The organism is Ruegeria sp. BF12, from assembly GCF_056538705.1.
This window is the reverse complement of sequence record NZ_JBQFTP010000012.1, coordinates 108,017-128,078: the sequence shown is the minus strand read 5'-3', so window position 1 is coordinate 128,078 and position 20,062 is coordinate 108,017. Positions and strand designations below refer to the sequence as shown.

Genomic DNA, 20,062 nt, shown 5'->3' with positions numbered 1-20,062 from the left:
GTCAGGATCCGCTTTCCACGGCTCCGCCCGCAATCGGCGCGGCCTGTTCCATCGCGTCGAGAATGGCGTTCGTGGTCAAGATCTCTGGCAGGGCGATGCCTTCGGGGGCCGACGGGCCGTAGACGATGTTGAAGGGGATCCCGAACCGTCCATTGTCCTCAAGGAAACGGGCGATCACATCGTCGGGGCGGGTCCAGTCGGCCTGCATCGGAATTGCTTTGTCCGATTGCAGTGTTGCCAGAACCTCGCCGCGTTCCAGCACCAGCGCTTTGTTGGCCTTGCAGGTCAGACACCAGTCGGCTGTGACATCGACGAAAACCACCTCGCCGCGCGACACAAGGCGGGCGATTTCGGGGCGGCTGAAGGTAATCCAAGGGATCTCTCCGGCTGGTTCAAGCAGCCTGGACCGGTCTTTGCCGGCAATCGCAACCGGTGCGGCAAACGCTGCGGTCAGCGTCAGCAACAGGGCTGTCCAGCGCAAAACGGGTGGCATCATCGTACTTTTCCAGATCAACAGGACCAGAACAGTTGCAGCCAGCACGGTAGCAGTTGCAGCAGTGTCTCCGGCCACCCCGACCATCACCCAGACCAACCAGCCGATCGTGGTCAGCAGTGCCGCCGACAGGGCCCATTTTAATCCCACCATCCAACGCCCCGGTTTAGGCAGAGCGGCGGTAAGTTTCGGGTGCACTGCAACCAGCAGGTAAGGAATGGCCAGCCCGACCCCCATTGCGGTGAAGATCGCCACGATATCCACCGGTCGGCCGGTCAGGGCAAAGGCCACCGCCGTGCCGAGGAAGGGGGCCGAGCAGGGCGTCGCCAGAACTGCTGAGAAGGCTCCGGTCAGGAAATCCCCGACCAGCGACACGCGGCCCTTTTCGACATGGGCAAGCCGGGTGTTCAGCGACTGCGGCAGCGTGATCTCGAACAAGCCCGCGAGGCTGGTTGCAAAAACCGCCAGCACCACGATCATCACCGCAAGGAAAAGCGGATTCTGGAACTGGATGCCCCAGCCGACGGAATAGCCCAGCGACCGCGCCGCAATGGTGATAGCCGCCAACAGCCACATGAATGTCAGGATTCCGGCTGCCGAAGCCAGGAACCCGGCGCGAATCTGAGCCGCAGAGCGGTCGCGAGCCTTTACCGCCGAGGAAAGCTTGATCGAAAGCACTGGCAGTACGCAGGGCATGACATTCAGAATCAACCCGCCGCCCACCGCCAGCAAAATGATCCAGACCAGCGCGCTGGCTGAAGTTTCGGCGGCCGCGATCTCATATGGTGGCGGGGTAGGGGGAGCGTCGGTACGGGGCGAAAACTCGGCCACGCGGTTGGTGTCGGTAACCGTGACGGACAAGGCGGGGGGGTCCTGTGCCAGAGCGAGGACCGGGAACTGCACCCATAGCTGACGCCTGTCGCCAGCGAGCCGGATGTCGGGTGCACCAAACGCGGTGTCACGTCCCATGTCGGGAAAGACATCAGGCGCATCAAAGGGCAGGTCGCTGGTGAAATTCAGCGTCAGCATCTCGGACTCGGTATCCAGGGTCGCGGCGTCGGACTTCATTCCGCTTGTGTTTCCCGTGGTTGGCACCCGCGACAGAAAGGCATTTATAAGCCGGGCCGAGTCCTGATCCCGACCCGTTCCCTGAGTCAGCGACAAGTCCAGCGAAAACTCGACCGGCACACAGATATCGGAACAGATCAGCGTTGTCACAGCGGCCTTCAAGTCAACTGGCGCTCCGGGGTTCTCGAGTGTGACGGTCAGCGGAAAGACCACTTCGTCCTTGTACCCGAAATTCTCGATCCCGAAGGCGCGAAAACGGATCGGCGCGGGCCAGTGAAACTGTACGTCGCTGACGTTTTGCGAGCCGTTCCAAGTGATCTTGGGCGGAATTCCCACCTCACCAGGCGACTTCCAGTAGGTTTTCCAATCTTCGCCCAGTTTCAGATGCAGTCCTGCAGTGATCGTCTTGACGTCAGGCGCGATCCCGTCCTGCGCGGTAATTATGTGTGCGACCAGGGGCTCTGATTCATACGCTTGGGATGTAGCTGCAAGGCTTGTCCCGGCGGAAGTCTGGCCAAAGATTAACCCCAAGATCATAATACATAAATTTAGGAGTGTTCTTGCCATTGCGCGTTGCCATCGGTTGTTTTGCACCCGTTTCTGCCAGATTCCAGCGCTGGAGGGTCAACGAGCCGGAATGTCACATCCCCACGATCAGCTCACGAAACCTTCGCGCCCGTCTTCGCAGATGAAATAGGCCCCGCCATTCGCGCCCTCCCACTGAACCCGGCAACCTTGGGGCAGTGCGTATTCAGGCTGCGGCGGTTGCAACGGGCATAGTTTAGGGCGTGGTGCGCAAGCCGCCAGCGAAAGAGCGGCCAGCGACATGGCGGCCAACCTTGAGCACCAAAGCTTCATGATTGAAGATTATTGCCGGTGTACTGCGTTCGGTCCGACCGCGGCGTCTGTTGCCTTTGGTCCTTCCGATTCAGATTTGTTCGAATGACAGGATTTTCCCATCGCCTTGTGCATAAAGAAATGGGCTCCGAGGCACAGGATCAACGGTGCGAAAAGACCCAAGGAGTCAGAAAGCCCGCCAGCCGTCCCGCCGGCGATGAAGTAGAGAACGATCGGCGTTATCATGGCAATGCAACATACCATCATGCCCCATTTCAGGATCTTGCCGCCGCTAACCGGTGCTGACACCTGCGGCGCGTCTGCAATCTGTTTTTCTTTCACATTCAACTCCAAATTTCGGATTGGAGACCTCTGCTAACGCCTTCCCACGATGGAAGGTCAAGCTGATTTGGCGGGAAGCGAATTTGAAGCTGTCAAACCAGTTCTGCAATTCCCAGGGCGCTACTCGATACATAGACGCGGTCCGAACCTGGAAGATTTCAGGGGATATGACACAGCAGGCATTGTCGACCCGAGGCTTGGTGAAGGTTCAGGTTAAACACGAAGCTGCCTAGGTCACTTTATGCCTTGAAAACTCGCGGGTGGATCGTGGCGGTATCGAACGAACAATTAAATGGACAAATCTTCCCCCGTCGCGGATTGTCTAATCCCCTGAGTACTAACTCCAGGCAACAGGAGCGCTATAAATGCTGACCAGACGACATTTTGTTGCAAGTTCGCTTGCCATTTTCTCTCAGCCGGTTCTTGGAGTGACGTCGGCGGCTGCCTCGCAATGGTCGGAGTGGGATGCGCAAGTAACGCCAGCCAATTTTGATCCCGCAACATCCAATCCCTGGGGGTTACACCCACGTTTCCTGCCTCAGCGTGTGCAAACCAATCGACCACTTATTCCGGGTGACATTCATGTCGACGCGGTGGCACGATATCTGTATTTCATCGAAGACGGTGGCACAGCAATGCGTTACGGCGTAGCCATTGCCCGAGGCAATCTTTACGAGCCCGGTGTCTACACAATCAAGCGAAAGGCCAAATGGCCGCGTTGGACTCCTACAGCCGAAATGATTGAGCGCGACCCTGATGAATATGCGCAATTCGCAGATGGTGTGCCCGGTGGGCCGACAAACCCATTGGGATCAAGGGCGTTTTATCTATTCGAAGGTGGTCGCGACACATACCTGCGAATTCACGGAACGCCTTATCCAAGATCTATCGGAGGTCGCGCAAGTTCTGGCTGCGTAAGGATGGCGATGCCACATATCATCGGGCTTTATGATCGTGTCAGGCCAGGGTCCACGGCTCATCTCTACCCTCCCGAGCGCCTTCTGACCGCGACCAGCTGATAGGCGCTTGTCAGGCGCGCGTACAGATTGGGCGCCCTTCAATAGTCCTGAGTGGCAGGTAGGTTGTTTCAACCGGCCCCACGTAGCGATACCAATAGCAACCGTCCTCAGGCATGATTTTAACGGCGTTCAGGTCCTGGCCCGGAGCAGCAATCTGGGCAACGGCGTCAGGAACTCGGGAAAGCGTTCCGGGCTCGCTTTCTGCAGATATCGACGTTGTTTCGGTGCAGGCGCTGACGAGCATAAGTGCGGCCAGTGCTTGGAAAGCTTTCTTGAAGCACATGGTGTTTAGTCCACTGTGTTTGTCATTTGTAGTACCTGATACCCTCGCATCGACGGGTGATCACATCAATTCACCAAGAACTAAGCAATTGTTAGCGTTGCTTTTTTGTGCTCGGCTGATTCAAAAAAGTCAGGTTTTGCTTATAGCATCCTGGAATTACGTCCAAGAAAATTGCTTTTCCACAATGACTTGATGATTTGGGTCCGCCTTTTAAGGAAATATCCCTGCGACAACGGCAACGACAATTCAGACGAGGCATCCCATATGAAATGTCATTTGCCTGTTGACCTTCCAGCGCAGGAACCGGGCATACGAGTTATTTGAGTCGGAAAAAGAATAAACTTTGGGATGGCAGGCATGAAAACGAACAGTGATAGAAAGGCTGTTACGCGACGCGGAGTGATTGCCGCGTTTGCTGCGACAACCCTTTTTCCAGCACCGGCGGTTTGGGCCCAATCAACGACAACTGAGGGGACGCGCCGGAATGTTTCCTCATTCCGCGTTGCTAAATGGCAGGATCACTTTGATACGCTTAAGAATGGTGTGATCCTGTCCGATACACAGTCCAAGGTCCTGCAATATTGGTCAGAAGACGAGAGCGTCTATCGGATGTATCCAACCAGCGTGCCGCTGACGGAAGACCTTACAAGGCTGGGCTACACCACAGTAACTCGCAAGGTTGAGGGGCCATCTTGGCGACCGACACCAGCAATGAAAAAGCGCAACCCTGCTTGGCCCGACTATGTGGGCCCGGGTCCGGAGAATCCTCTGGGGACACATGCACTTTATTTGAGCTGGCAATACTACCGGATCCACGGCACTAACGACACACGCAAGATCGGAAGAAAATCCTCCAATGGCTGCATCGGCTTATACAACGATCAGATTGCGGAATTGTTCGAGCTGGCGGCTGTAGGCACGCAGGTAAAACTGATCTGACCTTGGTCAATGCGATTTTTCTGAGCGGGCCCAAAAGTCAGAAACTGACAATCATGTGAAGAACAGAGATGGATAAACTTACACTCTTGATAGGCGGAGTAGTGATCGCAGGCGCCGCCGCGTTCGTCTACAACTTAAATCAGCAACCAACAGGTCACTCGATGACGCCGCCCGATACGTCAGCACTGGAGCAAGGAGACCCAATCGAAAACGTCAACCTGCCAGAGCAACTGAGCGAATTTGCGGCCGTCGGCAAAGTGGCATTCGACGCCAAATGCTCGGCGTGCCATGGCGCGAATGCAACAGGTCTGGAAGGCCTTGCACCACCTTTGGTGCATAAAATCTATGAGCCAGGCCACCATTCGGACGAGTCATTTTATGTGGCAGTCCAGAATGGAGTTCGGGCACACCATTGGAAGTTCGGCAATATGCCGCCGGTCGATGGCTTGACCCGTGCGGATGTGAAGGGCATCGTTGCGTATATCAGAGAGCTGCAGCAGGAAAACGGGATTTTCTGAAGGTGACGAGCCGAATGGGCAGTGCAATTCGTTACATCATACTGTCAATGGTGCTGACCATTGGCGGGCTGCTTGTGACGGCCGATTCTGCTCATGCACATGGCAATGGTTCACAGCACGTGATTGACCAAACGGACTCCGCGGACGTTGAGCATGTCAAGCAGGGTCATCCCGGACATTGTCATGGCGGAACGATTTGCAACGCTGTTGGTCTATTTTCGATGGGTCCACCACCGCCTGGCCCCCAAGATACTGAACAAAGATACTCGATCCCTCGAGCCCAATACCGGGTTCTCGGTATCGCGGCGTTTGACCCACCACCGCCGCGTGTCCTGATCTGACCAGTCGAATTGCGCTCAACCTGGGCGCGTCGAAGCAGACGACAAGGACAAAACAATGAACATTCTAAAAATGACCACAGGCGTTGCCCTGATTTCTCTGTTCGCAGCCGCCGCCCTGGCGCATGGTGGCGCAACCGGCATCGTCAAAGAACGCATGGATGGTATGTCCGCGATGAAGGACAGCATGAAGATCCTTACGCCGATGATGCAGGGGAAAACGCCCTACAATGCGCAAACGGTACGAAGCGAGGCCAAGAAAATCGGGCGTCACGCTGGCGAGAGCATGACAAAGCTGTTTCCAGAGGGATCTGATGGCAAACCCTCGGAGGCCAAATCGGAGATCTGGCAGGATTGGGGTTCATTTGCAGAGTTAGCCAGACAGTTGGAAACCTACTCTGAAGGCCTTGCGCTTGCGGCGGACAACGGGTTGATGATGTCCGGGTCGGGCCATGGTTCGGGCATGATGGGCGGCGCATCCATGATGGGTGGCGGTTCTATGATGGGTGCCGGAATGATGGGCGGCAGTTCAAACCAGGCACAACTTTCTGAAATGCCGGCAGATGGTGTGTTCATGATGCTGAGCCAGACATGCTCGGCATGTCACACGCAATTTCGGTCGGAATAGGAATGCGTCATGAGACCGATATTCCGATTGGGCCTTGCTGCCGCCCTAACGGCGTCAGCGGGACTTGTTGCCGTGATGGCTTGGCCGATTGGCCAGCCCTTACAAGCTCTCGACATTCAGGGTGACGTTAACCGCGGGGCGTATCTGGCAAGGGCAAGTGGCTGTATCGCTTGCCACACAGATTTTGCCAAAGGGGGCGCGCCCTTGGCCGGTGGGGTGGAGTTGGATACCCCGTTCGGCACGCTCTATTCACCGAACCTGACCACAGATCCTGACCACGGGATCGGTGACTGGACAATCGAGGATTTTGCCCGCGCGGTGCGTCAGGGCGTGTCGCCTGATGGTGAACCCTATTACCCAGCCTTTCCTTATCCGTTCTATGCCAACTTCACGGATCAGGAAATCGCCGATCTCTGGGCAGCCTGGCAAACGGTTCCACCGGTAGCGGAACCGTCAAAAGAGCAGGAAATGGCGTTCCCCTTCAATCAGAGATGGGGCCTGAAGCTGTGGCGCGCGGCTTTTCTGGAACCACCCCGCACTGATCCCGTGCCGGGCAATGACGAAGTGTGGAACCGGGGTCGGCTACTGGTCGAAGGTGCCACGCATTGTGCGGCCTGCCACACCGGGAGGAACCTGGCTGGCGCAAGAAATTCGGACACGGAACACTTCAAAGGAAGTGACTCCCTGCCGGGCGGTGACAAGGCACCGGCCATCGACTTTGAGACCCTGCAAAAGCGTGGTTGGACGGTAGATGATTTGGCCTACGCGTTGCGCACCGGCGTCATGCCTGATGGCGATGTCTTCGGCGGCGCCATGGGAGAGGTCGTAAACTATAGCACCAGCTTTCTGACAGACGAAGACCGGAAGGCAATGGCGACTTATCTGCTAGATGTGCACGACGGGGGGTAATCGAGTGAGAGATCAAATTTTCTTTGGAGGGAAGTCCTCATGAAGCTCAATCGCAGGCAATTCGTTGCAGGCACGTCGGCACTAATCGCAATGCCGACTATCGGGAGGGCGGCTACCGCCCCCCGAATAATCGAGGCGCGTTCAGGGTTGGCACGTGTTGCCCCCGACAACTATCCGGAGACCGAGATATGGGGATATGATGGCGGTGTTCCGGGCCCTGAAATTCGTGCCCGGCAAGGCGAAACGGTTCGCCGGACACTCCTGAACTCGCTACCTCAGCCTACAGCAATCCATTGGCACGGATTGCGGGTTCCAAACAATATGGACGGGGTGCCGGGCCTTACGCAGGAGGCTGTACCAACCGGCGGCGAATTTCAGTATGACTTGCCTCTGAAGGACGCGGGGACCTTCTGGTATCACTCTCACAACCAGTCAACGGAACAAGTGGCCAGGGGCCTTTACGGCGCGTTCATCGTCGACGAAACGGACCCGCCGGACACGGACCATGACATCACGATCCTTCTGGATGACTGGCGGTTGTCTAAGGACGCTCAAATAGTTGATGATTTTGGTGCAATGCATGATTGGACCCATGCAGGTCGGATGGGAAACTACGTTCACGCGCGCATATCGCCAATGACCGAAGTTTTGACGAACCAGCGATTGCGAATTCGAATGGTCAACGTGGCAACTGATCGGATCATGTATGTGTCAGTAGGTGGCGCAAACGGGAAACTGGTCGCTTATGATGGCATGCCTGTAAGGCAGCCAGAAGATTTCGAAACACTTGTTTTCGGACCTGCACAGCGAGCAGACTTGATCGTCGACGTCACAGCGGAATCGAACGAAGCCGTTCAAATAACTCTTCACGAACGCGATGAATCATTTGTTATCGCTGAGATCCCGGTTTCGGGAAGCGGTACATCTGCCAGCCGCGGTGAGATTGAAGCTCTGCCACCCAACCCTGTTTCTTTTCTTGAAGATGTTTCTGACGCCTTAAAGGTTCCATTGGTGATGGAAGGCGGGGCGATGGGCGGACTGCGTCAAGGTACTTACAACGGCCAAGTCATGAGCGCTAATGAGTTGGTTCAGGAAGGACAGATCTGGACATTCAACGGAGTCGCAGGGTTACCCGAAGACCCGCTCGCTTCCGTTTCGCGTGGCGACATAGTCCGTATTCAGATGCAGAACGACACTGTCTTTGCGCACGCCATGCACTTGCACGGGACGCACTTTCAGGAAGTTCTGCCGAACGGCAGCCTGGGGCCGCTGCGGGACACAATCCTGGTTGACCGGATGGAAACGCGGGAGATTGCGTTCGTTGCGGATAACCCGGGGGACTGGCTGTTTCATTGCCACATGCTGTCGCATCAGGCCGCTGGTATGAAGACCTGGCTGAGCGTGGCGTGATGAACAAGAGCGCGGCGAATTGGCTGTCACTGGCTGCTGTGGTGATCATTGTCGCGGTCGCTGGCTGGGGCTTGGGTGGGCGTGCGCAGAACAGTTCATCGGCGGATTCGGCACGTGGTGCAGTTTTGTATGCCGAAAACTGCGCGTCATGCCACGGGGCAGATTTGGAGGGTCAACCAGATTGGCAGACACCTGATCCAGATGGCGTCTTGCGGGCTCCCCCGCATGACCGAACAGGGCACACCTGGCATCACGGCGACAAGCTGTTGTTCGATTATACAAAGCTTGGCGGGGACCAAACACTAAAACAGATGGGCGTCTCTGATGTCAAAAGCGGTATGCCAGGTTTCGAGGACACTCTGTCGGATCAGGAAATCTGGGACATCCTTGCCTTCATCAAGGAGAGTTGGCCGGATCGGGAACGCAAGCTGCAAGAGCAGCGCACCGAGGCAGAACAAACGGAAGGAAACTGATGTGAAACGAATACTTGCAGGCTTAATCGCCATCGCCATGTCGATTGGCGTTCCTATGGCACGCGCCGACGAACTGTCTGACTCCGATGTGAAACGGCTGGCTCTGGAAGCCATTTTGGAAAACCCTGAGATCATCATGCAGGCGATTCAACTGCTTCAACAGCGCGAGAATCAGGCAAAAGCCGAAGCAATTGGAAGCGTCTTGGAAAATCAGCGTGAATTGCTGGAACAGGATCCGAATGCGCCTGTCATCGGAAACCCGAAAGGCGATGTAACCGTGGTCGAGTTTTTTGACTACAACTGCCCGTATTGCAAACGCGCTGCCCCGGTTGTGAAGAACGTAATCGCAGGCGATTCCGATGTACGAGTTGTCTATCGAGAATGGCCCATACTCGGAGAAGGTTCCGACTTCGCGGCACGCGCCGCGCTTGCCTCACGCAATCAGGGAAAATATGAAGAATTTCATTGGGCGCTTATGGCTCTGGACGGTCGTGCCACTGAGGCCAGTGTCCTGAAAGTTGTCCGTGAACTCGGCCTGGACGAGGATCAATTGCGCGCAGATATGGAGGCGCCGGAAGTCGACGCACATATTCAGGTGTCCATGGAATTGGCCCGACAGCTTGGCTTCAGTGGCACCCCCTCGTTTGTGATTGGAGATGCTCTTGCCCCGGGGCTGATCGCCGAAGATGAAATGACCCGGCTAATCGAGGCAGTCAGAGACGCAAGATAAAACCAAGGGGCGACTGAATGTGCGCCCCTAAGTTTCTCATGCGACCGTGGCTTCGTATCCCTCGGACTTCAGAGCAGCAAGGATATGATCAAGTGGATTGGCGCTTAAGACACGTACCCTGCGGTTTTCCATGTCAAAGTCCAACTGTGCGGAGGAATCCACCGTGGCAACGGCTTTTTCGATAGCTGACTTGCAGTGCCCGCAGCTCATATCCGGGATATTTAGGGTCGTCATGGATGTTTGCTCCTGTTTTCCGTTGTCCCGGCTAAAGTATTCCAGCACAGGAAGGTCAAGTCGTGAAAATTGGATCGCCAAAATTAGCGGAAAAGAAAGTCAACCCCATCCCTTGACCTTCCACTTGCTGGAACCCTTATGTTGCCCGTCAGCAGAACATTGGTGGTGACAATATGACTGAAATTTCACGTGCAAGGTTTCAAGTTCAGGGTATGAGCTGTGCTTCTTGCGTAGGGCGCGTCGAGCGCGCGTTGAAAGATGTGCCAGGGGTAGATGCCGCTTCGGTTAATCTCGCCAGCGAAAGCGTTCAGGTCGATTTCCGCGATCCAGCCGATAAAGCGGCCATTGCTGATGCGTTAAACAGCGCCGGATATCCGGCACGGACGGAAGAGGTAACGCTGGATATTCAGAACATGTCCTGCGCATCGTGCGTGGGGCGCGTTGAACGGGCATTGCAAGCAGATGATGGCGTCTTGTCCGCGTCGGTCAATCTGGCCACCGAAAGTGCAACTGTACGTTATGCTGAGGGAGTCACAACACCCGAAGCCATCGCGGCGCTTGCGGCATCTGCTGGCTATCCGGCGAGCCTGCGATCCGCGACGCAGACCGAACCACAAGACCGCAAAGCCAAAGAGATTCGCCAATTGGCCCGGCGAACAAGCTTTGCCGCCTTGCTCGCTTTGCCGGTCTTTATCCTTGAAATGGGCTCGCATGTTATTCCGGGCATGCACCACCTGATAGCGAGCACGATCGGCATCCAGAACAGCTATTACCTGCAATTCCTTCTGACCACGATCGTTCTTTTTGGCCCTGGTTTGCAGTTCTACACCAAGGGATTCCCTTCCTTGTTCAAAGGCGCGCCGGACATGAACTCTCTGGTGGCCCTGGGCACTTCGGCGGCTTATGGGTTCTCGCTTGTTTCCACCTTTGCGCCGGGTGTTCTTCCCGCCGGCACCGCAAACGTCTACTACGAGGCCGCAGCGGTGATCGTGGTTCTCATATTGCTGGGGCGGTTCCTCGAGGCGCGCGCCAAGGGGCGAACCGGTGAAGCGATCCGAAAATTGGTCGGTCTGCAGGCAAAAACAGCGCGAGTTGAGCGCGACGGATCGGTTGTTGAGCTACCGATCGAGCAGATCGTTGTAGGGGATATTGTGCACGTTCGACCGGGCGAAAAAATCGCGGTGGATGGTGCCGTAGTGACTGGCGCGTCATATGTTGATGAAAGCATGATCACCGGCGAGCCGGTTCCTGCCGAAAAGACCGAGGGCGCAACTGTGGTCGGCGGAACAGTCAATGGCACGGGCGCATTGACGTACCGGGCTGAAAAGATCGGCGCAGACACTATGTTGGCCCAGATCATTCAAATGGTCGAACAAGCACAGGGTGCCAAGCTTCCGATTCAAGGCTTGGTTGACCGCATCACGCTGTGGTTCGTGCCTGTAGTGATCGCTGTGGCCGTAATGACTGTGCTGGTTTGGATGTTGTTCGGACCCGATCCCACGCTCAGCTTGGCGTTGGTAGCCGGGGTTGCGGTACTGATCATTGCTTGCCCCTGCGCCATGGGGTTGGCCACACCCACCTCAATCATGGTCGGCACCGGCCGCGCGGCCGAGATGGGTGTCCTTTTCCGAAAGGGCGACGCCTTGCAAATGCTGCAGGAAACCACCGTTGTTGCAGTGGACAAGACGGGGACCTTGACCGAAGGGCGTCCGGAGCTGACCGACCTTATTGTGGCCGAAGGATTGGCCGAGGATGAGGTTCTGCGCCTTGTGGCTGCCGTTGAGGTCACATCCGAACATCCGATCGCCACGGCCATCGTGCGCGCGGCTGAAACCCGTGGTCTGGAGCTTTCGAAGCCAGAAGACTTCACGTCGATCACCGGTTACGGGGTAAGCGCTTCAGTCGAAGGCCATACAATCTTGATCGGGGCTGACCGCCTGATGAGTCGCGAAGGGGTTGAAATGGGCGCGCTGTCTGATCGGGGCGCTGAACTGGCAATCAACGGAAAGACTCCACTTTATGCTGCCGTAGACGGGGTTATCGCGGCCGTAATCGCTGTGGCGGACCCAATCAAGACCACCACGCCAGACGCAATTGAAGCTTTGCACGGACTGGGGCTGAAAGTAGCGATGATTACTGGCGACAATGCCGCTACTGCCAAATCCATTGCGGCGCAGCTTGGCATCGATCATGTCGTGGCCGAGGTTCTGCCCGAGGGTAAAGTATCCGCGTTGCAGGATTTGCGTTCAAATGGCGGAAAACTGGCCTTTGTGGGTGATGGCATCAATGATGCCCCCGCTCTGGCGGCGGCTGACGTAGGAATTGCGATCGGGACAGGCACTGACATCGCCATCGAGGCGGCTGACGTCGTTTTGATGTCAGGTGACCTGACAGGCGTGGTCAACGCTTTCGATATTAGTCAGCGCACCATGCGTAACATCCGCCAAAACCTGTTCTGGGCTTTCAGCTACAACACGCTGCTCATACCGGTTGCAGCGGGGGTGCTCTATCCGTTTGGCGGCCCGTTGCTGTCGCCGGTTCTGGCTGCAGGTGCCATGGCGCTGTCCAGTGTATTTGTCCTGACCAACGCGCTGCGGTTGCGCCGGGTTAAGTCGATCAAAGTTGGGCGAGAACAGATCTCGCAGAATGAAGAGCAGGCGCTGCGATCAGCGCCTGCTGAATAGAATAGGAGAACCGCTGTGAATATCGGAGATGTAGCAGAACGTTCGGGTCTGCCTGCCAAAACCATCCGCTATTACGAGGATATCGGATTCATCAAACCCAGGCGCAGCCTGAACGGGTATCGCCATTTCGATGAAAAGGAATTGCACAAACTGGCCTTCATCGGGCGGGCCCGCTCATTGGGCTTTACCATTGAAGATTGCCGCTCGCTACTGGCGTTGTACGAGGACAAAGAGCGCGCAAGCGCGGACGTGAAGGATATCGCCAAACAGAACCTAAAAGAAATAGATGCCAAGATCGCGGACCTGAAGGCCATGCATGCTACATTGTCTCATCTGATCGACGAATGTGCTGGCGACCACCGCCCTGACTGCCCGATCCTGAAGAACCTCGGCCAAACTTAGATGCGCTCATCGTATGAACTGCCTCCGATTTTGGCAGTTTGTTACGTGTATTCGCGGGAATCCGCTTCATTTCTATGCAGCGCACCGACTCACCTGTTTTTTTCTCCGACTGGCTTGAACACACGTTACGTTCGTCCTAACTGCACGGGATGGAGTGGAAGTTTTTCTCAGTGTTGCGAATGACGTTTCTGACATGCGTCTGCTTGGCGATGACATTCGTCGGCACTGTTGTGGTCGCGAGCACTGACGTCAAAAACAGTAGCACCTCTGAGCCTCACGGCGTTGCAATGGCTGCAAAGTCATCAGACTTCAAACACGACCATAGCGGTTTGCATCCGACGACTGGCCAAATCCACACGGATAGCCACGTAAATCACAGCGGAGAATGTCATTCCGGCATCTGCTGCGTTGGTGAATATCCTACCCAAGTGAGTGTTGCTGTGTTGGCTACAGCTTTCGGGCAGCAAAACCGAAACATGGATTCGGACACCCATCTGTCTCAGGGACCTCTGACTCCCGATCGTCCTCCTCAAATCTCCTGACATCCTCAGGCCCGCAAGCGCGGGTTTTCATGTTGTTTCGGTTCCAGCATTCATTGCGACCGTCGGGAGATTATTATGCGTGGAAGATATGCGGCACTATCAGTACTTGCCTTGGCGTTTGGCCTGGGTGGAGGTGTCATTCTTGAAAGACTGTACCTGAATCCAATTGATCAGGGCCAGTCGAATGAACCAGAAGTCCTTTATTGGGTAGCTCCGATGGATCCGAATTTTCGGCAGCCTGGACCTGGAAAATCGCCTATGGGTATGGACTTGATCCCGGTTTATTCTGGGCAGGAACCTACCGGCGACCCTGAAGAAGTCACCCTGAGCGCTGCGGAAATCAACGCAATTGGTGTGCGAACTGCGGTTGCACGCATGACTGATATCGAACCTCGCATCGAAACGGTGGGTTTCGTCGGCTTTGACGAACACCTGACCAATCACGTTCATACGCGTGTTGAAGGTTGGATTGAGCAACTGAAAGTTCGAGCGGTCGGTGATCGCGTTGAGAAGGGGCAAGTTTTATTTGAACTCTTTTCACCACTGATCGCAGCTGCGACCGGCGATCTTGTACGCGCAGTCGAAGCTGGTGACCCGCGGATTTTGGACGCGGCGCGCAATAAGTTGATCAGCCACGGTATGTCCGCTCGTCAGGTTGCTGAGATTGAGGCGGGCGGTGAGTTGGTTCGAAATGTGGAAATTGAGGCACCTCAAAACGGTGTCGTCATAGCTCTGAATGCCGCCGATGGCATGTACCTGCAGCCAGGCACGCTTGCTTTTTCGGTAACCGATCTTTCTGAAGTATGGCTGATCGTTGATGTATTTGAACGAGATATTGCACGTTTGTCGGAAGATATGCGCGCGATAGCAAGGTTCGAGCACCTACCCGGTCGCACCTTCGAAGGCGACATCGACTATGTTTACCCTGAGCTTGATCCGCAAACCCGAACTCTTCCCGTCAGACTGAGTTTCGATAACACCGACGGCGTGCTGCGGCCGGGCATGTTTGGCAGTGTTAGTCTTATACCGGATGAAAGCCGGAATGTTCTCACTGTTCCATCAGAGGCGCTAATTCGTACTGGTTCGGCGGAACGCGTCATCTTGAAAACGGGCGATGGTACCTTTCGCCCGAGACTGGTGACTACAGGTCTTCGAGACAGTTTCGGCGAGGGGGGACGAACAGAAGTTCTACAAGGGCTTGAACCCGGCGAGGAAGTTGTCGCATCCGCACAGTTTCTAATCGACAGTGAAAGTGCTTTGAGCGCCGGCTTCACGCGTATGGCACCAACGGACACCGAACCAGCACGCGGGGCAGGTACCCTGGTTTCACTCGATGCCCAAAATCGTATGGCAACTGTTCGTCACGATGTTCTCGAAAGCCTCGATTGGCCCGCAATGACTTCGCAGTTTCCGGTTAGGTCTGGTGTTTCGCTCGACCGTTTGAATTCTGGCGACGCGGTTGCTTTCGTGATCGCGAGGGGTGCGGATGGGCTTCTGAGCTTGATGGAGCTTGCACCAGACGATGGTATTGCCGGAACTGGAGCCGGAATCGCGCGCGCCGTCACTTCAGACGGCAAATTGACGCTTGAGCACGGACCGATCCCCGAGCTCGGTTGGCCCGCCATGACAATGGATTTGCCTGTTGTGGGAGTAGATCTCACTACCGTGCCAATCGACATGCCAATTGAGTTTGATCTGGCTGAGGGAGAAGGGGGGATGTTCTCGATTGTGGCAGTTCGCGAAGAGGGCTCGCCGCCGACGGATTCAGTTGAACCCGAAGAAACCATCACAGCTTCTGCTCCACCGATTGTTGTCACCGGCACGATCAACCTCGTCAATGCTGAGGCAGGGACTGCAACTATCACTCACGGACCGATGACTGAGATTGGGATGCCGGGAATGACCATGGATTTCCCATTAGAGCCAACATTGGACCCAAACATGCTCGAAGTCGGTTCTGAAATGACTCTGACTTTCGCGCGTGCAGATGGCATGACGATGGTGTTGGCTGCGGCAACGCCTATTGCACCGCCGCTTCAGGTTTCTGGCCGAATTAACAGTATCGACCCGAATGCGCGTACCGCGAACGTAACACACGGTCCAATGACCGAGATCGGCATGCCGGGCATGACCATGGATTTCCCGGTTGCGGAGGGGATTGAGGTTTCTAATTTGCCTGTAGGGATTGATGTTTCTTTGATCCTTCGCCGCAATCCCGACTTTTCGATGACGCTGTTAGAGGTCGCGCTTGATGGGAGTGTTACGCAGTGATCACGGCAATCATTCGTTCTTCTCTCGCCAACAGGTTCATCATCTTGGCCCTCGCATTCATGATAGGAGTTGCGGGTATTTGGGCCATTCGTGAGACGCCCGTTGATGCAATCCCGGATCTGTCGGATGTCCAGGTAATTGTTCGCACGCCATATCCCGGGCAAGCACCTCAAGTTGTCGAAAACCAAATTACATATCCATTGGCGACGGCCTTATTGGCCGTACCCGGTGCAAAAGACGTTCGCGGGTTCTCGTTCTTTGGAGACAGCTTTGTATATGTCGTCTTTGAGGACGGGACGGACCTCTACTGGGCTCGGTCGCGTGTGCTCGAATACTTGGGCCAGATTACCGGTAGCTTACCTGAAGGTGTGTCTCCACAACTTGGCCCCGATGCGACAGGGGTCGGGTGGATTTATCAGTACGCGCTGGTTGACAGAACCGGAAATCATGATCTGGCTCAGCTCAGGACTCTGCAGGATTGGTTTCTGAAATACGAATTACAAGCCGTGGAAGGCGTCTCAGAAGTCGCCACCATCGGCGGAATGGTCAAACAGTACCAGGTCGTCGTCGACCCAAATAAACTACGTGCCTATGACATAACACTTGCGCAACTGAGGACGGCTATTCAGGCGGCCAACCGCGAGACGGGCGGCAGCGTCATTGAGATGGGTGAAGCCGAATTCATGGTCAGGTCATCGGGCTACATTGATGAATTATCAGACCTTGCAAGCGCGCCATTGATGGTCAACGAGCGCGGCGCCGCTCTGACGCTTGGAGACGTTGCTGAAATCCGCCTGGGGCCTGAAATGCGCCGTGGTGTCGGGGAGCTCGACGGGCAAGGAGACGCGGTTGGCGGAGTGGTCATCCTGCGATGGGGTGGGAACGCGTTAGCGACGATCAAAGCGGTGGAAGCGCGCATAGAAGAGTTGCGCTCAAACCTGCCGGAAGGGGTCGAAATCATAACGACCTACGACCGATCTGGTGTGATCGAGCGTGCTATCGATAACCTCCAGAAGAAACTGACGCAGGAATTCATCGTCGTTGTTCTTGTGTGCGCGGCTTTTCTACTTCATCTGCGGTCATCCCTTGTGATTCTTCTGTCGCTCCCGCTGGGCATCTTTGCCGCATTTATTCTGATGAAGGCACAAGGAGTAAACGCAAACATCATGTCGCTCGGCGGCATAGCCATCGCTATTGGTGCGATGGTCGACGCATCGATTGTGATGATCGAGGCGATGCACAGGCGGTTGGAAAAAGAAAAGCTCACAGCAGAGAACCGATGGCGGATTGTGCAAGAGTGCGCTTCTGAGGTGGGACCAGCCCTTTTTTATTCTCTGGCGATTATCACGGTTAGTTTTTTGCCTGTTTTCGTTCTGGAAAATCAGGAAGGTAGGCTCTTCTCGCCACTCGCTTATACCAAGACCTACGCCATGGCTGCAGCCGCCATCCTTTCGATAACGTTGGTTCCGGTCTTGATGGGTTACTTTGTAAGGGGGCGTATTCTACCGGAGCGAAAAAATCCGCTAAATCGCTTGGTCGTGTTCGTGTACCGCCCATTTCTGGACGCGGCAATTGCCTGGCCATGGGCAACAACACTGTTGGCCGGCGTTCTGGTGACGTCCATGTGGTACCCGTACCAGAGAATTGGCTCTGAATTCATGCCCGAGTTGAACGAAGGTGATTTTCTCTACATGCCGAGCTTCTACCCCGGGATCTCGACGGGAAAAGCCCGTGAGGTACTGCAGCAGACCAACCGCCTGATAGCTACCGTGCCTGAAGTCGAAACTGTTCACGGTAAAGTTGGGCGTGCGGAGACTGCAACCGATCCAGCACCTCTAACGATGGTGGAGACCACAATCCAACTCAAGCCGGAAGAAGAATGGCGCCCCGGCATGACAATGGAGAAAATCCGGAATGAGCTCGATCGTATCGTTCAGGTTCCGGGCGTTACAAATGTTTGGATCCAACCTATCAAGAACCGCATCGATATGCTTGCGACAGGTATCCGTACTCCTGTCGGTGTCAAAATATCCGGCACCGACTTGGAGGTCATTACAGATATAGGGATCGAAGTAGAACGTGCGGTCGCTGATATTGAAGGGACGGCTTCCGCCTACGCAGAGCGACCTGTTGGCGGGCGTTTCATCGAAATCGACGTCAAACGAGATGCCGCCTCCCGATACATGATGAGTGTTCGAGAAGTTCAGGACGTAGTTCAGACCGCAATTGGCGGTATGCAAGTGTCGGAATCTGTAGAGGGGCTGGAGAGGTTTCCGATAAACCTACGGTACCCTCAAGCATGGCGAGACAGCCCGGAACGGCTCGAAAATCTTCCTGTCGTCACACCGTCGGGTGCTCATGTGCCACTGTCTGCTCTCGCCGATATTCGAATAGTTGACGGGCCGGGAATGATTCGATCGGAGAACGCTCGACGAACCGGGTTCGTGTTCATCGACATAGCGGGGCGCGACCTGGGCGGATATGTGGCCGAAGCACAAGAAGTGGTTACAGAAAAGGTCAACCTGCCTCCAGGTTATTCGCTGACTTGGTCGGGGCAGTATGAGTACATAGAGAGAATGCAGGACAGGCTGACGATCGTTGCTCCTGCAACCCTACTAATTATCACGCTCATGCTTTTCTTGGCGTTCAATCGAGTGATTGAGGTCGGGATAATTCTTGCGGCGCTTCCGGTCGCATTGGCAGGTGGGGTTTGGTTCCTGTGGTATCTTAACTTCGATATTTCGATAGCTGTACTCGTGGGTTTCATCGCGCTGGCGGGAGTTGCGGTGGAAACAGCGATTGTCATGTTGCTGTACCTCAATCTTGCTTGGGAGAAACGTCGTGGGCTGGCGCAATCGGAACAGCGAAAGCTGACACGTGACGATATCGAAGACGCGGTGTTCGAAGGCGCCGTTCTTCGGGTTCGGCCGAAGGTAATGACCGTAGCCACGATCTTCGCAGCACTGATACCCATCATGTACGGCACCGGTACAGGCTCTGAAATCATGCAGCGGATCGCTGCGCCGATGATTGGGGGCATGGTGACAGCAACCCTTCTCACGCTTTTCGTCATTCCCGCAATATTCGTGATTTGGAAACGGCTCGCGCTCAATCGCGTGAACCGAGAGATCTCCCACACGATCCAGGAAGTGCCCCCTGCGCTTCCGGCAGAATAATACCCACAACCTTGAAACAGGAGCATCTGATGAAAACTTTGACTGCTATTGTGGCCCTTTTGGCCGTGTCTACGACAACCAGCTTCGCGCAAACGAACCACGACATGGACCATTCCAACATGTCCATGTCGTCCGAACAGATGGAAGGGGCGGTTCACGCAAAAGCTTTGGTGAACTCAATTGGCGACGAAACCGCCAACGTCAGCCATGATCCGATCCCCGAGATCGGGTGGCCCGCGATGACGATGGATTTGCAGCTTCTTGAGAATGCCCAGATGATGGGTGAGATTAGCGCCGGTGACGAAGTCACACTGATGTTGGTCAAAAGCGATGGTGGTATGTATGCGATCGGCGCGATCATGAAAAACTGAGTCTGTTGATGCGGCAGCTATTCACCAATGATGTGATTGTTCGCCGTTTCAAGGACCGTAGGAAATTCTATGAACTAAGAGAAATGGAGTAGGAGCCACTCAAGAACCAAATCGTATTTTAACGATCTGTGGCTCTGCTCATAAGTTATCAGTCCATTGTCGGTTAAAGGCGCAATAAGCAATTCGTTGACTGATTGAAGCTCCAAAGCTCAGAAAATCTTCCGGCTACTCTGAAGGAACAGAGCAATCCAGGCAAGCAGTACAGAAACTGCCAACGCTTCGGTATCTCCGCCCCGCGCCACTGCAGTTAAACTTGCGCTAAATTCTGGAGTTGCTTGCGCAGCCCAGTGGGAATCTGACCGACAAGCAAATCCCACCTAAAACATTTCACAATT

18 protein-coding genes are annotated in these 20,062 nt (G+C 55.3%); 14 read left to right on the top strand and 4 right to left on the bottom strand.

Annotated features, from left to right (window positions below):
- Nucleotide 1: 1 nt before the first annotated feature.
- Entirely contained in the window at nucleotides 2-2,128 is a 2,127-nt protein-coding gene (locus ACR0J0_RS17975) for a protein-disulfide reductase DsbD family protein (protein WP_253285959.1), read from the bottom strand.
- Between the two features lie 300 nt (nucleotides 2,129-2,428).
- Complete coding sequence (locus ACR0J0_RS17970; protein WP_171676524.1) at nucleotides 2,429-2,740, bottom strand: DUF2933 domain-containing protein; 312 nt, start codon at nucleotides 2,738-2,740, stop codon at nucleotides 2,429-2,431.
- Between the two features lie 365 nt (nucleotides 2,741-3,105).
- On the opposite strand from ACR0J0_RS17970, the gene ACR0J0_RS17965 reads away from it, so the two are divergent.
- On the top strand, nucleotides 3,106-3,759 hold the full coding sequence (locus ACR0J0_RS17965; RefSeq protein ID WP_171676525.1) for a L,D-transpeptidase: 654 nt from the start codon (nucleotides 3,106-3,108) through the stop codon (nucleotides 3,757-3,759).
- Nucleotides 3,760-3,769: 10 nt separating this feature from the next.
- Here the strand turns inward: ACR0J0_RS17965 and ACR0J0_RS17960 are convergent, their stop codons facing one another.
- On the bottom strand, nucleotides 3,770-4,042 hold the full coding sequence (locus ACR0J0_RS17960; protein ID WP_171676526.1) for a hypothetical protein: 273 nt from the start codon (nucleotides 4,040-4,042) through the stop codon (nucleotides 3,770-3,772).
- Between the two features lie 348 nt (nucleotides 4,043-4,390).
- Here ACR0J0_RS17960 and ACR0J0_RS17955 point away from each other — a divergent pair, with 348 nt between their 5' ends.
- From ACR0J0_RS17955 to ACR0J0_RS17920, 8 genes are all read left to right on the top strand, one after another.
- Complete coding sequence (locus ACR0J0_RS17955) at nucleotides 4,391-4,981, top strand: L,D-transpeptidase (protein WP_171676527.1); 591 nt, start codon at nucleotides 4,391-4,393, stop codon at nucleotides 4,979-4,981.
- 68 nt (nucleotides 4,982-5,049) lie between these two features.
- A complete protein-coding gene (locus ACR0J0_RS17950; protein ID WP_171676528.1) occupies nucleotides 5,050-5,499 on the top strand; it encodes a c-type cytochrome in 450 nt (149 codons plus the stop codon).
- Between the two features lie 183 nt (nucleotides 5,500-5,682).
- Nucleotides 5,683-5,835 carry a hypothetical protein gene (locus ACR0J0_RS17945; protein WP_170746572.1) on the top strand — a complete coding sequence of 51 codons (153 nt, stop codon included), beginning with the start codon at nucleotides 5,683-5,685 and terminating at the stop codon, nucleotides 5,833-5,835.
- 60 nt (nucleotides 5,836-5,895) lie between these two features.
- Nucleotides 5,896-6,465, top strand: coding sequence for a c-type cytochrome (locus ACR0J0_RS17940; RefSeq protein ID WP_171676529.1), 570 nt, complete (start codon nucleotides 5,896-5,898; stop codon nucleotides 6,463-6,465).
- Between the two features lie 9 nt (nucleotides 6,466-6,474).
- Nucleotides 6,475-7,374 (top strand): c-type cytochrome, encoded by a 900-nt coding sequence (locus ACR0J0_RS17935; protein WP_171676530.1) that lies wholly within the window; start codon nucleotides 6,475-6,477, stop codon nucleotides 7,372-7,374.
- Nucleotides 7,375-7,413: 39 nt separating this feature from the next.
- On the top strand, nucleotides 7,414-8,784 hold the full coding sequence (locus tag ACR0J0_RS17930; RefSeq protein WP_171676531.1) for a multicopper oxidase family protein: 1,371 nt from the start codon (nucleotides 7,414-7,416) through the stop codon (nucleotides 8,782-8,784).
- Nucleotides 8,784-9,257, top strand: a complete 474-nt coding sequence (locus ACR0J0_RS17925) for a c-type cytochrome (RefSeq protein ID WP_171676532.1) — start codon at nucleotides 8,784-8,786, stop codon at nucleotides 9,255-9,257. Before ACR0J0_RS17930 ends, ACR0J0_RS17925 begins: the two co-directional genes overlap by 1 nt.
- Before the next feature lies 1 nt (nucleotide 9,258).
- Nucleotides 9,259-9,987: a DsbA family protein gene (locus ACR0J0_RS17920; RefSeq protein ID WP_480634878.1), complete on the top strand. Its 729-nt coding sequence runs from the start codon at nucleotides 9,259-9,261 to the stop codon at nucleotides 9,985-9,987.
- A gap of 36 nt (nucleotides 9,988-10,023) precedes the next feature.
- Here the strand turns inward: ACR0J0_RS17920 and ACR0J0_RS17915 are convergent, their stop codons facing one another.
- Complete coding sequence (locus tag ACR0J0_RS17915; RefSeq protein WP_152460774.1) at nucleotides 10,024-10,221, bottom strand: heavy-metal-associated domain-containing protein; 198 nt, start codon at nucleotides 10,219-10,221, stop codon at nucleotides 10,024-10,026.
- 173 nt (nucleotides 10,222-10,394) lie between these two features.
- Here ACR0J0_RS17915 and ACR0J0_RS17910 point away from each other — a divergent pair, with 173 nt between their 5' ends.
- From ACR0J0_RS17910 to ACR0J0_RS17890, 5 genes are all read left to right on the top strand, one after another.
- Complete coding sequence (locus ACR0J0_RS17910; RefSeq protein ID WP_171676533.1) at nucleotides 10,395-12,905, top strand: heavy metal translocating P-type ATPase; 2,511 nt, start codon at nucleotides 10,395-10,397, stop codon at nucleotides 12,903-12,905.
- A 15-nt stretch (nucleotides 12,906-12,920) separates the two neighbouring features.
- A complete protein-coding gene (gene cueR, locus ACR0J0_RS17905) occupies nucleotides 12,921-13,307 on the top strand; it encodes a Cu(I)-responsive transcriptional regulator (protein ID WP_152460772.1) in 387 nt (128 codons plus the stop codon).
- Between the two features lie 617 nt (nucleotides 13,308-13,924).
- Nucleotides 13,925-16,120, top strand: a complete 2,196-nt coding sequence (locus tag ACR0J0_RS17900) for an efflux RND transporter periplasmic adaptor subunit (protein ID WP_480665414.1) — start codon at nucleotides 13,925-13,927, stop codon at nucleotides 16,118-16,120.
- Nucleotides 16,117-19,296 carry an efflux RND transporter permease subunit gene (locus ACR0J0_RS17895; protein WP_171676535.1) on the top strand — a complete coding sequence of 1,060 codons (3,180 nt, stop codon included), beginning with the start codon at nucleotides 16,117-16,119 and terminating at the stop codon, nucleotides 19,294-19,296. Before ACR0J0_RS17900 ends, ACR0J0_RS17895 begins: the two co-directional genes overlap by 4 nt.
- A gap of 29 nt (nucleotides 19,297-19,325) precedes the next feature.
- Nucleotides 19,326-19,667: a copper-binding protein gene (locus tag ACR0J0_RS17890; RefSeq protein WP_171676536.1), complete on the top strand. Its 342-nt coding sequence runs from the start codon at nucleotides 19,326-19,328 to the stop codon at nucleotides 19,665-19,667.
- Nucleotides 19,668-20,062: the final 395 nt, after the last annotated feature.